13 protein-coding genes and 1 tRNA gene are annotated in these 13,496 nt (G+C 69.8%); 10 read left to right on the forward strand and 4 right to left on the reverse strand.

The annotated features are described in order from the left end of the window. Window positions 1-1,503, reverse strand: coding sequence for an MFS transporter (locus ACWGDB_RS25955; protein ID WP_453824609.1), 1,503 nt, complete (start codon window positions 1,501-1,503; stop codon window positions 1-3). Window positions 1,504-1,916: 413 nt separating this feature from the next. On the opposite strand from ACWGDB_RS25955, the gene ACWGDB_RS25960 reads away from it, so the two are divergent. After that, on the forward strand, window positions 1,917-2,735 hold the full coding sequence (locus ACWGDB_RS25960) for an SAM-dependent methyltransferase (protein WP_453824610.1): 819 nt from the start codon (window positions 1,917-1,919) through the stop codon (window positions 2,733-2,735). Window positions 2,736-2,797: 62 nt separating this feature from the next. Here ACWGDB_RS25960 and ACWGDB_RS25965 read toward each other — a convergent pair whose 3' ends face one another. Further along, on the reverse strand, window positions 2,798-3,718 hold the full coding sequence (locus ACWGDB_RS25965; RefSeq protein WP_453824611.1) for a helix-turn-helix domain-containing protein: 921 nt from the start codon (window positions 3,716-3,718) through the stop codon (window positions 2,798-2,800). Between the two features lie 139 nt (window positions 3,719-3,857). Continuing rightward, window positions 3,858-4,088 carry a DUF397 domain-containing protein gene (locus ACWGDB_RS25970; RefSeq protein WP_369273402.1) on the reverse strand — a complete coding sequence of 77 codons (231 nt, stop codon included), beginning with the start codon at window positions 4,086-4,088 and terminating at the stop codon, window positions 3,858-3,860. A gap of 197 nt (window positions 4,089-4,285) precedes the next feature. Between ACWGDB_RS25970 and ACWGDB_RS25975 the strand changes: the two genes are divergently transcribed. The 3 genes from ACWGDB_RS25975 to ACWGDB_RS25985 all read left to right on the forward strand — a co-directional run bounded on the left by ACWGDB_RS25975 (window position 4,286) and on the right by ACWGDB_RS25985 (window position 5,680). Then, on the forward strand, window positions 4,286-4,861 hold the full coding sequence (locus ACWGDB_RS25975; RefSeq protein WP_453824612.1) for an ATP-binding protein: 576 nt from the start codon (window positions 4,286-4,288) through the stop codon (window positions 4,859-4,861). Between the two features lie 257 nt (window positions 4,862-5,118). Continuing rightward, window positions 5,119-5,469: a hypothetical protein gene (locus tag ACWGDB_RS25980; RefSeq protein WP_453824613.1), complete on the forward strand. Its 351-nt coding sequence runs from the start codon at window positions 5,119-5,121 to the stop codon at window positions 5,467-5,469. 28 nt (window positions 5,470-5,497) lie between these two features. Then, window positions 5,498-5,680: a hypothetical protein gene (locus tag ACWGDB_RS25985; RefSeq protein ID WP_453824614.1), complete on the forward strand. Its 183-nt coding sequence runs from the start codon at window positions 5,498-5,500 to the stop codon at window positions 5,678-5,680. 349 nt (window positions 5,681-6,029) lie between these two features. Here the strand turns inward: ACWGDB_RS25985 and ACWGDB_RS25990 are convergent. After that, window positions 6,030-6,101: transfer RNA gene (locus ACWGDB_RS25990), tRNA-Arg, on the reverse strand. A gap of 102 nt (window positions 6,102-6,203) precedes the next feature. Here ACWGDB_RS25990 and ACWGDB_RS25995 point away from each other — a divergent pair. From ACWGDB_RS25995 to thrB, 6 genes are all read left to right on the forward strand, one after another. Then, window positions 6,204-6,770 carry a response regulator gene (locus ACWGDB_RS25995; RefSeq protein WP_453824615.1) on the forward strand — a complete coding sequence of 189 codons (567 nt, stop codon included), beginning with the start codon at window positions 6,204-6,206 and terminating at the stop codon, window positions 6,768-6,770. Between the two features lie 337 nt (window positions 6,771-7,107). Then, on the forward strand, window positions 7,108-8,196 hold the full coding sequence (gene nrtL / locus ACWGDB_RS26000) for an ArgS-related anticodon-binding protein NrtL (RefSeq protein ID WP_453824616.1): 1,089 nt from the start codon (window positions 7,108-7,110) through the stop codon (window positions 8,194-8,196). Window positions 8,197-8,213: 17 nt separating this feature from the next. Next, window positions 8,214-9,605 carry a diaminopimelate decarboxylase gene (gene lysA, locus ACWGDB_RS26005; protein ID WP_453824617.1) on the forward strand — a complete coding sequence of 464 codons (1,392 nt, stop codon included), beginning with the start codon at window positions 8,214-8,216 and terminating at the stop codon, window positions 9,603-9,605. A gap of 147 nt (window positions 9,606-9,752) precedes the next feature. Then, a complete protein-coding gene (locus ACWGDB_RS26010) occupies window positions 9,753-11,045 on the forward strand; it encodes a homoserine dehydrogenase (RefSeq protein WP_427839918.1) in 1,293 nt (430 codons plus the stop codon). A gap of 6 nt (window positions 11,046-11,051) precedes the next feature. Continuing rightward, on the forward strand, window positions 11,052-12,110 hold the full coding sequence (gene thrC / locus ACWGDB_RS26015) for a threonine synthase (protein ID WP_383602614.1): 1,059 nt from the start codon (window positions 11,052-11,054) through the stop codon (window positions 12,108-12,110). 307 nt (window positions 12,111-12,417) lie between these two features. Beyond that, window positions 12,418-13,335: a homoserine kinase gene (gene thrB / locus ACWGDB_RS26020; protein ID WP_369273410.1), complete on the forward strand. Its 918-nt coding sequence runs from the start codon at window positions 12,418-12,420 to the stop codon at window positions 13,333-13,335. Window positions 13,336-13,496 lie beyond the last annotated feature (161 nt).

Below are 13,496 nucleotides of genomic sequence, written 5' to 3' on the forward strand. Positions count from 1 at the left end.
TCAGCCCTCCACAAGCTCTTTGTTCCCGGGGTTGTCGGGGTGGTCGGGGTTCTCCGGGTCCTCGGGATCGCCGGGGCGTCCGGAGCCGTCGGTGGCATCGATGTCGGTGGTGCCGATGTCGGCCGTGTCGGGGGAGTCGTCGGTGACATCGGGCAGCAGCGTGTCGATCTCCCGCACCGTGCGCCGCGTCATGCTCAGCACCCCGACGGCGATGCCGCACAGGCCGGCGATGAGCAGCATCGCGGCCATGCCGCTGCCCGGCCCGTCGCCCACGAGCGGCCCCAGCACCACGAAGATCCCGGTGCCCTCCGCGGCCTGCGGTTCGAAGACCTCGTCGGCGAGCGGCCCGGAGACGGCGGTCGCCAGCGGGACGGAGATCTGCGACAGGAACATCACGGCGCCGAAGACCCGGCCGTGCCACTCCTGAGGCACCTTGGTCTGGACGATCGCCTGCATCACGCCGTTGATCATCGGCATCAGCGCCGCGCCCACCAGAATGGCCGCGCACCAGCCGACCACGCCCCCCACGAGTGCCATCGCCACCTGGGCGGACAGGCACATGCCGATGATCCCGAGCAGCATGCCCCGGGCCCGGTTCCTCGGCCCGCTCCACGCCGCCATCAGCAGCCCGCCCGCGACCCCGCCGACGCCGATCGCGGTGTTGACGCCGGCCAGCGCCGCGGTCTCACCGCCGGACCGGGCCAGAACCATGGGTTGTACGGCGGCGAAGCCGAAGACCATGACCAGGTTGACCACGCAGAAGGCCAGCATCAGATCGCGCAGGCTCGGATACCGGAAGAGGAATCGCATCCCCTCCATGGCCTCCGCGGTGAGCTTCTTGCGCGGCCCGCCCGCCGGTTTGCTCGCGGGACCGGTGTCCCCCCGCATCCGCACGACCCGGATGGCGACCAGCGCGAGAGCGAAGCTCACCAGGTCGGCGACGAGGATGAAACCGAGCCCGGAGAACGCCACCAGGAGCCCGCCCAGAGCGGGACCGCCGACATCCGCCGTGCTCTTGGCGCTGGCGAGCAGACTGTTGGCCCGCTGCAGTTGGGCCTTGTCCACGAGCAGCGGCACCGAGGCGCCCAGCGCCGGGAACTGGAAGGCGGCGGCCGAGCCGAGCAGCATGACCGCCGCGTAGACCTCCCAGGTGTGCAGCCCGCCGGTGAAGTGCAGGACGCCGAGCAGCGCCACGATCAACAGCCCGCCGCCGTCCGCCACCTGCAGCGCGGTACGTCGCCTGACCCGGTCGACGAAGGCCCCGGCGAGCGGGCTCAGCAGCACCTGGGGGAGGAGGGCACACAGCGACAGCGTGGTCAGCGCCGTCGCGCGGCCGGTGGCCGACCAGGTCTCGAAGACGAAGGCGAAACGCAGGACGGAATTACCGACCAGCGATATCGCCTGCCCGCTCCAGACGAGCATGAAGGGGCCCATGCCGGTGAACCGGCCCGGCTTTCCCCCGTCCTGCGCGGTGTCGTCGAGCGAGCGCGCCGAATCGGCCACGTGCGTACCCCCGTCGAATGTGGCTTCCGACCGAGAACCCTAGTTCGAAGTGGCGCGCAGCACAGCCCCGATCTTGAAAGGCGTCCGAGAAGCCCTCACGGATGCGGCTCCATGACGGTGAGGGCGCGCTCTGACTGGCGTCGAACTGCAGTGCCTCGTATACATCTACGAACCTTTGACGACACAACGACATCCGGGACGAGAGACGCTCTCTCCGGACAATTCCGTTGCCTCGCGGCCGGGTTGAGTCGCACTCCGGCCGCCGGTTCCCCCGGCGGCCACTCGCCCTCCGCTCGCCGAGGGCACATTTCTCCGGCGGTTGACCGATGGACTGGCCCCACCAACTGCCGCCTCCCTAGGATGTGTTGTCGGCGAGGTGATCTCCTCGGCCGGCCCTGTGACTGGGGGAAACGATGGAGCCTGGAAAGCAGCTGTCCACGTCGATCGATGCCGCGATCCCGACAGCCGCGCGCATGTACGACTACTACCTCGGCGGCAAGGACAACTACGCCTCCGACCGAGCCGCCTGCGAGGAGCTGGACAAGGTCGTCCCCAGCACCCGCGCCCTCGCCCTGAACAACCGCCGCTTCCTGCAGCGGGTGGTCAGGACACTGGCCGAGGACCACGGCATCCGGCAGTTCCTCGACCACGGCTCAGGCCTGCCCACCCAGAACAACGTCCACCAGGTCGCGCAGTCCATCGACCCGTCCTCGCGCGTGGTCTATGTCGACAACGACCCGATGGTCCTGGTCCACGGCCGCGCCCTGCTGGACCAGAACGACAACACGGCCGTCATTCACGCCGACATGCGCGAGACCGACGCGATCTTCGCCCACCCCGACACCGAGCGCCTGATCGACTTCTCGCAGCCGGTGGCGGTGCTGTTCAACTCGGTCTTCCACTGCATCCCCGACAGCGACACCGACGGCCCCCTCGCCGTGGCCCGCCGGGTGCGCGAGCACCTCGCGCCCGGCAGCTTCATGCTGATGTGCCAGCTGGTCAGCGAGGACCCCAAGGTCCGTGAGTTCGTCACCGACTTCATGGACCAGGCGACCCAGGGTCACTGGGGCCGGGTGCGCCAGGAGAAGGACGTCGCGGAGTACTTCGAGGGCCTGGAGATTCTCGACCCCGGCCTGGTGGAGGTCTCCACCTGGCGCCCCGACACCGAGGTGGCGCCGCGTCAACTCACCCAGGAGTGGATCGAGTTCGGCGGCGTGGGCCGCCTGCCGTAACGAGGCCTCGCCCACGGGGCGCAGTGCCGTACTGGTTGCGGTGTCCTACGGCGTGCAGTGTCCTACGGGGCAGGGGAGTAGCGGGCCTTCGTCTCACGCAGCCGCTCCAGCGACTCGCGCGGGTTGAGGGCCTCGTCGCCGAGACGGTCCAGGGCGATCCGGTACTCCTCCGTCTCGTCCTGGTCCTCCAGGAACGCGGCGCTCTTGATGTGCTCCAGATAGACGATGTCGGCCAGATCGATGCCGCCGAAGCGCAGATAGGTGACGGGAATGGCCGGCGCGGACGCGTTGGTCACGTCCAGGGGCACGATCTGCAGGGTCACATGGGGGAGCCGCGCCATCTCCTCCAGATACTCGAGCTGCTCGCGCATCACCTCGCGGCTGCCCAGCATCCGCAGCAGCACCGACTCGTCGACGATCGCCCACAGCTGAGGCGGGTCCGCGCGGTGCAGAAGCTGGCGCCGCCGCATCCGCAGCTCCACACGCCGCTCCACCTCGCGGCCGGGCGCCGACGGCAGCCCGCGCTCCACCACGGCCCGTGCGTATGCCTCGGTCTGCAACAGGCCGGGCACGTACTGGATCTCGAAGGTACGGATGGCCGTCGCGGCCTCCTGCAGCCCGACCAGCCGGTCGAACCACTCGGGCATCAGCCGCTTGTCATAGCGCTGCCACCACCCCGGCTCACCGGCACGCTTCAGCAACTGCAGCAGCACCGAGGCCTCGTACTCCTCGGTCCGGTACTCGTTCAGCAGCAGGCGGACATCGGCCTCCGCCGGCGGCCGACGCCCCTTGCCCGCCTCGATGCGCGACAGCTTCGCCGGACTGAAACCCACGGCACGCGCCGCCTGGTCCTGGGAGAGGCCCGCGTCGTCGCGGATACCCGCCAACTGGACGCCGACCAGCATCTTCAGCAGGGTCGGCGCGGGTTCGGTCCGGCTGAGGTAGGGCTCGAGGCGGGAGATGCGAGGTGACTCGGCGGACATCCTGACTCCCCGTAGACCGGCATACGACAGACCGCATTATCGCATCCCGCCGCCTCCTGCTGCCGGAACCGCAGCAATTAGAAGGCTCAACTTCCGCTTCCCGGCGGTGTTTCGCCTCCCGCCCGGTTCTCCGTCCAGGTCACACGAGGTGGTCGAACTCTCCCTCCTTGGCGCCCGCCAGGAACGCGGTGATCTCGGCCGGGGTGTACACCAGGGCCGGCCCCTCGGGGTCGCGGGAGTTGCGCATCGCGATGCTGCCGTCGCCCAGGCTCGCCACCTCGACGCAGTTGCCCTCGGCATTGCTGTGCCGGCTCTTGATCCAGCGGACGCCCAACGAGCTTGCCCGTACGCCGTTCTGTGCTGTTGGCACTGCACTCTCCTTGCTCACGTTCGGCCACGCGCGCACCCCGACGCCCCGCCGGACACCGGCCGCACCACGTGCTCTGCGCCGACACCTTCCCGCAATTTCCCGTGAAATTGCACGGAGGAGCCGTCGGCGTGGATAATAGTCCGTGGCGTCAACGGCAGTGCGGACGCCCTGTCCTGACCATGTATCAGGGAGACGTTGTGTCCTTACCTGCGTACGAAGGGCTCCAACTGCCCGGCAGCGCTGCGCCCCATGCGGGGCTGACGGTGACGCCGGAAGCACAGCGCGGCACCTCGGGCCTCCGCCCGCTCGGCAGCCCCGAGCCCCCGCGTACCTCGCCTCGTTCCGCCGCCCTGCGCCTGGTCGGCGCCGAACAGGGCTGCGGCCGAGCCCGCGACTTCGTCCGTCGCACGCTCGACGACTGGGCACTGGACCACTGCAGCGCCGACGCCCTCACGGTGGTCACCGAACTGCTCGCCAACGCCGTGCTGCACGCCGTATCGCCCCCCTCGCCCTGCTCGGCCGACGCAACCCCGTCGCGCCCCGAGACCGAGATCTGGCTGAGGCTCAGCCTCCGGCGCCCGGCCCACCTCGTCTGCGCCGTCGTCGACCCGAGCGACAACCTCCCTGTCTACCCGCACACCAGTGACCCCTTCGATGAGCACGGCCGCGGGCTGCGCATCATCGACGCCCTGTCCGAACACTGGGGCTGGACGAGACGCCAGCCTGCGGGCAAGACGGTCTGGGCGATGCTCCCGACGGCCAGGCAGGCCTGACCCGCCCTCCGGGACCCGGCGATGCCGGTGCATGCGCAAATGTGCGGTAAATGTACGGCCGCACGCGCCTATTGAGGCAAGTACCCGAATAGGCCGGCATATTGCCGCTGTTTGGGGACGATCAGGGCAGCGGTGTAACACGGTCACGTCCGCATGACGCAGAACCAGGCAGAAGCAGGTCATCCTCGACGTCCGTTTCCGGTTTCGCGGGATGGCTCACACCCTCCGCCCGGCAACGCGTCAGAACGGATTTCCTCGTGAACACCGACCCGATTCCCGGCTACCAGCCCTACGACCAGCCCCCACCCCCCGACCGCCCCCAGCACAACCCGGACACCGCACGCAAAGCGGCCCTGACAATCTGCACGATTGCCGACGTCGCGGCAGGTCTGCTAGGCCTGTGGATCGTGCTGTACCTGCTCGACGCGAACCAAGGCAACGCGTTCGTGGAATTCGTGCACGGATCGGCGGACTGGCTGTCCGGATGGGCACAGGACATTTTCACGATGGACACAGAGGGCCTCCGAGTCCTCCTCAATTACGGCCTCCCGGCCGTCCTCTATCTGCTCCTCGGGCACGGAATTGCCGCCCGACTCAACAGGGCCTGACGGCATTACCCAGCGAAGGACCAGCTTTATGGCACCCACTCCCCGCACTCCCACCGGAAGCGATCACCTGCCGATCTATGAAGACCTGGTGCGCGAACGCGGAGACGCCGTGACGGAAGCACAAATAGCAGCCGCACACACCCAGCACCAGGCGTCCGAACTGCTGACCCCCGGGGAGCTTCCTCACCGGGACCACCACCACTTCGGCTGAGCGGCGACGACGGGCCCGCCGGACCGAGCCTCCAACGAGTGGCAGCCACGCACCCCAGCAGCAACGCAACAGCGACACAGGCAGACACCGACGCCCGAACAGGCGCACCACGTGACTCGCCACCGCCAGCCCCTGAGCGGGCCTTGGTGAGGTGCCGGCCACCCCCAGCGGGAGCTGCGGGTGGCCTCCACCGCGCGACGAGTGTCCTGGTGGGCCGCCGCCTGGCGCCGGTGCGGGCCCTTGCCTCCGACATCGGGCCGCTCCGGGCGGCATAACGCCTGCAGATACGCGAAGACCCCGTCCTCAGCGCTCTCGCTGATGGCGGGGTCTTTGGGCACCTCATACAGGGTGCCCCCGGCAGGATTCGAACCTGCGCACACGGCTCCGGAGGCCGTTGCTCTATCCCCTGAGCTACGGGGGCGTGTCGGGCGCCTTGCTTGGCGGCGACGGGTAGAACCCTACCAGCTTCGGTGGGGTGTTCATGAACGGGCTTATGGGGTCGCCGCACGGGGTGTGACCTGGGGTGGCTCGCTCGCAGGGGGTGGAAGTGGGGAAAACCCGGACGCGGTGGCCGGTCCGGACCTACTCTCGAGTTGTGCCAGGCGCGTCGGGCCGGGTGCTTGTTGTGGACGACAACAAGGTCATCCGGCAGCTGATCAGGGTCAATCTCGAGCTGGAGGGGCTTGAGGTGGTGACCGCGGCCGATGGTGCCGAGTGTCTGGAAGTCGTTCATCAGGTGCGGCCCGACGTGGTCACCCTGGACGTCGTCATGCCGCGGCTCGACGGGTTGCGCACCGCCGCTCGGCTGCGCGCCGATCCGCGTACCCGTGATCTTCCCGTCGCCATCATCAGTGCCTGTACGCAGTACGAGGTCGACACCGGCCTCGACGTCGGCGTTGACGCCTTCCTCGCCAAGCCCTTCGAGCCCGCCGAACTCGTCAGCCTCGTAGGGAGGTTGATCGAGGTGAGGAGGAACGCGGAACGGGCTCTGCAAAGGGGCGCGGAACGCGACGGCGGGAGCGAGGACACGGCCGTGTTCGGGGGCGTCCTGGGGGCAGCCGGCGAGGCCGCCGGGCGCACCGGAAGCTGACGCCGAGGGCCGTTCCGGACCGGCACAACAGGGCTTGACGGCCCGGCATCCCGGTCGACAGACGCATCCCCGGGCGTGCCCGACCCACGTCGGCAGCCCACCCCCCGGTCGGTCAGACGCATCCCCGGCCATACCCGACCCACGTCGGCAGCCCACCCCCCGGTCGGTCAGACGCATCCCTGGGCGTGCCCGACCCACGTCGGCAGCCCACCGGCACCCACACCCACCCGCCGCGCCACCCCCCACACACACCCGTCCACCCATCCACCCGTCCACATCCCGGACCCTCCCCAAACCCATTCGCATACCCACCCCCCTCCTCCCATACGCTTGTCCCGTGACCCCCGTCGAGCTCTCCCGTACCGTGCTGCGCGCGGTGCGTCGTGCTGTCGATGACGGGGAGCTGCGGGTCGCCGTGCCGGAGCGGGTCGTGGTCACAGCCCCGGGGCCCGGGGGCTGTGGGGACTACGCCACCAACATCGCGCTTCAGCTCGCGCGCCCGGCCGGGCGGCCGCCGAGGGAGGTTGCCGAGATCCTGCAGGCCCTCCTGCTCAGCAGCGACGGCGTCAGCAGCGGCGTCACCGATGGCGCAACCGGTGGCGCAACCGACGGCATCACCGACGTCGTCATCACCGGCCCCGGTTTCCTGAACATCAGCCTCGGCGCCACCGCCTCCGCCACCGTCGTCGAGGAGATCCGGCGGCGCGGCACGCGGTACGGATACGTCAACGGCCCCTCGGCGGACTTCATCCCGCTGTACTGCCCCCACGAGGTACGGGCCGTCGTGGTGATGGACGCCCTCGCCCGGATTCTGCAGTCCCAGGGGGCCGCCGTCCGCACCGGATGCGAGGCGCCCCTCGATCCGCGCTGGGTCGACATCCTCGGCGTACGGGTCGACGGGCGTCGTATGCAGGACTCACCCGCGCTGCCCCACTACGCCGTGCGTCCGGTGCCCGCCCCCGTCGACCCCCTCCCGCTCGGCCGTGACGCCGCACGCTGGGCCCTGCTTCATCCCGCCGGTCACGACCGGCCCCGTGTTACGGACGGGCACCTCGTCCAGCGTGAGAGCAACCCTCTCTTCCGCGTCCGGTACGCCCACGCCCGCACCCGGGCTCTCAGCCGCAACGCCGCCGACCTGGGGTTCGACGCCGAGCCCGGGGACGTACGGCACGACGTCGTCGTCCTGCTCGCGGATCACCCCCGCTTGCTGGCCCAGGCGGCAGCCCACCGTGCCCCCGACCGTCTCGCCCGGCACCTCGTCACCGTCGCCGATGCCGTCCTGCCCCTGCTGCCCGCCGTCCTTCCCCGCGGTGCGGAGAAACCCTCGGCCACCCACCGCGCCCGGCTCGCGCTCGCCGAAGCCGCCGGGACGGTGCTGGCCGGTGGCCTGTCCCTGCTCGGCATCGACGCACCCGACCATCTCTGAGAGAGCCCACGAAAGTCATGAGCCGTTCCGCACACCCCGCCGGGCCCCGCCACGCCGACGTTTTCCCCGAGGGCCACTACTCCGCCCCGCCCGCCGACCTCAACACCCTCGACCCGAAGGTGTGGGCCGAGACCGTCGGCCGCAACGCCGACGGCGTCGTCACCGTCGGCGGTATCGACGTGAAGACCCTGGCCGAACAGCACGGCACCCCGGCCTACTTCATGGACGAGGCCGACTTCCGGTCCCGGGCCCGCGCCTGGCGCAGCGCCTTCGGGACCGACGCCGACGTCTTCTACGCCGGCAAGGCGTTCCTGTCCCGTGCCGTCGTGCGGTGGCTGCACGAGGAAGGGCTCAACCTGGATGTGTGCTCCGGGGGTGAGCTCGCCACCGCCCTCTCCGCCGGCATGCCCGCCGACCGCATCGCCTTCCACGGCAACAACAAGTCCGTCGAGGAGATCCGCCGCGCGATCACCGCAGGCGTCGGACGTATCGTCCTCGACTCCTTCCAGGAGATCGTCCGCGTCGCCCACATCGCGCAGGAGCTCGGCACGCGGCAGCGCGTCCAGATCCGTATCACCGTGGGCGTGGAAGCACACACCCACGAGTTCATCGCGACCGCCCACGAGGACCAGAAGTTCGGGATTCCGCTGGCCGGTGGGCAGGCCGCCGAGGCCGTGCGGCGGGCGCTCCAGCTCGAGGGGCTGGACGTCATCGGGATCCACTCGCACATCGGGTCGCAGATCTTCGACATGTCGGGCTTCGAAGTCGCCGCCCACCGGGTGGTCTCGCTTCTCAAGGACATCCGTGACGAGCACGGCGTGGAGCTGCCCGAGATCGACCTCGGCGGCGGGCTCGGGATCGCCTACACGAGTGACGACGACCCCCGTGAGCCGCACGAGATCGCCAAGGCGCTGACCGAGATCGTCACCCGTGAGTGCGAGGCCGCCCGTCTGCGGACCCCCCGTATCTCCGTCGAGCCGGGGCGCGCCATCGTCGGGCCGACCGCCTTCACGCTCTACGAGGTCGGCACCATCAAGCCGCTCGACGGGCTGCGGACGTACGTCTCCGTCGACGGCGGCATGTCGGACAACATCCGTACGGCGCTGTACGACGCCGAGTACAGCGTCGCCCTCGTGTCCCGGACGAGCGACGCCGAGCCGATGCTCGCCCGTGTCGTCGGCAAGCACTGCGAGAGCGGGGACATCGTGGTCAAGGACGCGTTCCTGCCGGCCGACCTGGCGCCGGGTGACCTCATCGCCGTACCGGCGACGGGTGCGTACTGCCGGTCCATGGCCAGCAACTACAACCATGTCCTCCGGCCGCCCGTCGTCGCGGTGAACGACGGCGAGTCCCGGGTGATCGTCCGCCGGGAGACGGAGGAGGACCTCCTCCGTCTCGATGTCGGGTAACCCGCAAAGACACCGGGGTGGAAGATCTCCTGTCTTCCACCCCGGTAGAAATGAAATCGATATCTCACGATCCGGACGAAGGGCAGAAAGTCCCGTCCGGTGAGTGAGACTGGTGCAACCGTAGACGGTAAGAGGAAACGAGGTCGGATGATGCGTACGCGTCCGCTGAAGGTGGCGCTGCTGGGCTGTGGAGTGGTCGGCTCAGAGGTGGCGCGCATCATGACGACGCACGCCGACGACCTCGCCGCCCGGATCGGGGCGCCCGTGGAGCTCGCGGGCGTGGCCGTACGGCGGCCCTCCAAGGTCCGTGAGGGCATCGACCCGTCGCTGATCACCACCGATGCCACCGCCCTCGTCAAACGCGGCGACATCGACGTCGTGGTCGAGGTCATCGGCGGCATCGAGCCCGCCCGCACCCTCATCACCACCGCCTTCGAGCACGGCGCGTCCGTCGTCTCCGCCAACAAGGCGCTCCTCGCCCAGGACGGGGCCACCCTGCACGCGGCGGCGGAAGCGAACAGCAAGGACCTCTACTACGAGGCCGCCGTCGCCGGCGCCATCCCGCTGATCCGCCCGCTGCGCGAGTCCCTCGCCGGCGACAAGGTCAACCGGGTCCTCGGCATCGTCAACGGCACCACGAACTTCATCCTCGACAAGATGGACTCGACCGGCGCCGGGTATCAGGAGGCCCTCGACGAGGCCACCGCCCTGGGGTACGCGGAGGCCGACCCCACCGCCGACGTCGAAGGATTCGACGCCGCCGCCAAGGCCGCGATCCTCGCCGGTATCGCCTTCCACACGCGCGTGCGCCTCGACGACGTCTACCGCGAGGGCATGAACGAGGTGACCGCGGCCGACTTCGCCTCCGCCAAGGAGATGGGCTGCACCATCAAGCTGCTCGCCATCTGCGAGCGGGCCGAGGACGGCGCGTCCGTCACCGCGCGCGTGCACCCCGCGATGATCCCGCTGAGCCACCCGCTGGCCTCCGTGCGCGGCGCGTACAACGCCGTGTTCGTCGAGTCCGACGCCTCCGGCCAGCTCATGTTCTACGGCCCCGGCGCGGGTGGTTCCCCGACCGCCTCGGCCGTGCTCGGCGACCTCGTCGCCGTCTGCCGCAACCGGCTCAGCGGGGCAACGGGGCCCGGCGAGTCGGCGTACGCCGCCCTGCCCGTGTCGGGGATGGGTGAGGTTGTCACCCGCTACCACATCAGCCTCGACGTGGCGGACAAACCGGGTGTTCTCGCCCAGGTGGCGACCGTGTTCGCAGAGCACGGTGTCTCGATCGATACGGTTCGCCAGCAGGGCAAGGACGGCGAGGCCTCCCTCGTCGTCGTCACCCACCGTGCGTCCGACGCGGCCCTGGTCGGGACCGTCGAGGCGTTGCGCAAGCTCGACACCGTGCGGGGTGTCGCCAGCATCATGCGGGTTGAAGGAGAGTAACCAGCAATGACCCACCAGTGGCGCGGAATCATCGAGGAGTACCGGGACCGGCTGCCCGTCTCCGACACCACTCCGGTCGTGACGCTCCGCGAGGGCGGCACGCCCCTCGTGCCCGCGCAGGTGCTCTCCGAGCGCACGGGCTGCGAGGTCCACCTCAAGGTGGAGGGTGCGAACCCGACCGGCTCCTTCAAGGACCGCGGCATGACCATGGCCATCACGCGGGCCAAGGAGGAGGGCGCGAAGGCCGTCATCTGCGCCTCCACCGGCAACACGTCGGCCTCGGCCGCCGCCTACGCCGTCCGCGCGGGCATGGTTTCGGCCGTTCTCGTCCCGCAGGGCAAGATCGCGCTCGGCAAGATGGGCCAGGCCCTCGTGCACGGCGCGAAGATCCTCCAGGTGGACGGCAACTTCGACGACTGCCTCACGCTCGCCCGGGCCCTGAGCGACAACTACCCCGTGGCGCTGGTCAATTCGGTTAACCCGGTGCGTATCGAAGGGCAGAAGACGGCCGCCTTCGAGATCGTGGACATGCTGGGCGACGCCCCCGACATCCACGTCCTGCCGGTCGGCAACGCGGGCAACATCACCGCGTACTGGAAGGGCTACAAGGAGTACGCCGCCGACGGTGTCTCGAAGCGGACCCCCCGCATGTGGGGATTCCAGGCCTCCGGCTCCGCGCCCATCGTGCGCGGCGAGATCGTCAAGGACCCGTCGACCATCGCCACCGCCATCCGCATCGGCAACCCGGCGTCCTGGCAGTACGCGCTCGCCGCGCGGGACGAGTCCGGCGGGTCGATCGACGAGGTGACGGACCGTGAAATCCTGCGCGCCTACCGGCTGTTGGCCGCGCAGGAGGGCGTCTTCGTCGAGCCCGCGTCCGCCGCGTCCGTCGCCGGTCTGCTGAAGGCCGCCGAGCAGGGCAAGGTCGACCCGGGCCAGCGCATCGTCTGCACCGTCACCGGCAACGGCCTCAAGGACCCCGACTGGGCCGTCGCCGGCGCCCCGCAGCCCGTCACCGTCCCGGTCGACGCGGCCACGGCGGCCGAGCGGCTCGGGCTGGCGTAAGCGCAGGCGTAAGCGGGCCACACCCCGTCGTACGGGGCTCGCGTCCGCGAGTACGAGGGCGCTTACCTGGGGAACTTCCCGACAGGGGGTGCACAGGGGGCATACGACACGCATCGTGCGCCTCCTGTGCGCCCTATGTCGCCACAGAACCTACCTTCGATAGGCTGTACCGAACCCGCCCGCCGCATATGCCTCCGCATGGGGTGCGGTGCCGCGCCGTCTCCGCGGCCCGGAAGCGGCCCCAGGGGTGTTCGTACGTCATCGAATGTCTTCGACAATCACGCAGTTCAAGGAGAGTCATCAAGCGATGGCCGGTCCAGCGTTCCGCGCCGCCGCCGTCCGGGTGCGCGTCCCCGCCACCAGCGCCAACCTCGGCCCGGGCTTCGACGCCCTGGGCCTGTCGCTGGGGCTCTACGACGACGTTGTCGTCCGGGTGGCCGACTCCGGGCTGCACATCGACATCGCGGGTGAGGGCAGCGAGACGCTGCCGCGTGACGAAAGCCACCTTCTCGTACGTTCCCTGCGTACCGCCTTCGACCTGCTCGGCGGCCAGCCGCGCGGCCTCGAGATCGTCTGCGCCAACCGCATCCCGCATGGCAGGGGCCTCGGTTCCTCCTCGGCCGCCATCTGCGCCGGCATCGTCGCCGCGCGCGCCGTGACCATAGGCGGCGAGGCCAAGCTCGACGACACGGCCCTGCTGGAGCTCGCCACCGAGATCGAGGGCCACCCCGACAACGTGGCGGCGTGTCTGCTCGGCGGGTTCACCCTCTCCTGGATGGAGGCGGGTGCCGCGCGAGCGATCAGGATGGAGCCGGCCGATTCCATCGTTCCGGTGGTTTTCGTGCCCGGGAAGCCGGTGCTCACCGAGACCGCGCGCGGCCTGCTCCCGCGCACCGTGCCGCATGTCGACGCCGCCACCAACGCCGGCCGTGCCGCCCTGCTCGTAGAGGCCCTGACCAGGCGCCCCGAGCTGCTGCTGCCGGCCACCGAGGACCGTCTCCACCAGGAGTACCGCGCGCCCGCCATGCCGGAGAGCGCGGCGCTGGTGGAGCGGCTGCGGGCCGACGGAGTGCCGGCGGTCATCTCCGGCGCGGGTCCCACCGTTCTGGCGCTGGCGGATCACGACAGCGCCGACAAGGTGGCTCATCTGGCAGGCGACGGCTGGGCCGCGAACCGGCTCGAGCTGGATGCCCAGGGAGCGAGCGTGCTGCCGCTTGCGACCTGACACTCGGTTGCCGGATTTCGAGAGGGGGAATGTTTGTTGGATCCGGTAGTGTTAACCTCAAGTCTGCACCCGACCCCACCATGGCGAGGTGCTTGTTGTCCCCGTCAGGGACAGACATTCTTCCGGGAGCCTCCCAAGCCGCACTGTGTTCCGTACGACGT

This window comes from Streptomyces sp. NPDC055013, from assembly GCF_053608645.1.

What these genes read in the sequence shown, in the direction of transcription:
- ACWGDB_RS25960 (WP_453824610.1), top strand. Translation starts at nt 1,917, where the DNA reads ATGGAGCCTGGAAAGCAGCTGTCCACGTCGATCGATGCCGCGATCCCG.
- ACWGDB_RS25965 (WP_453824611.1), bottom strand. Translation starts at nt 3,718, where the DNA reads ATGTCCGCCGAGTCACCTCGCATCTCCCGCCTCGAGCCCTACCTCAGC.
- ACWGDB_RS25985 (WP_453824614.1), top strand. Translation starts at nt 5,498, where the DNA reads ATGGCACCCACTCCCCGCACTCCCACCGGAAGCGATCACCTGCCGATC.
- lysA (WP_453824617.1), top strand. Translation starts at nt 8,214, where the DNA reads ATGAGCCGTTCCGCACACCCCGCCGGGCCCCGCCACGCCGACGTTTTC.
- ACWGDB_RS26010 (WP_427839918.1), top strand. Translation starts at nt 9,753, where the DNA reads ATGATGCGTACGCGTCCGCTGAAGGTGGCGCTGCTGGGCTGTGGAGTG.
- thrC (WP_383602614.1), top strand. Translation starts at nt 11,052, where the DNA reads ATGACCCACCAGTGGCGCGGAATCATCGAGGAGTACCGGGACCGGCTG.
- thrB (WP_369273410.1), top strand. Translation starts at nt 12,418, where the DNA reads ATGGCCGGTCCAGCGTTCCGCGCCGCCGCCGTCCGGGTGCGCGTCCCC.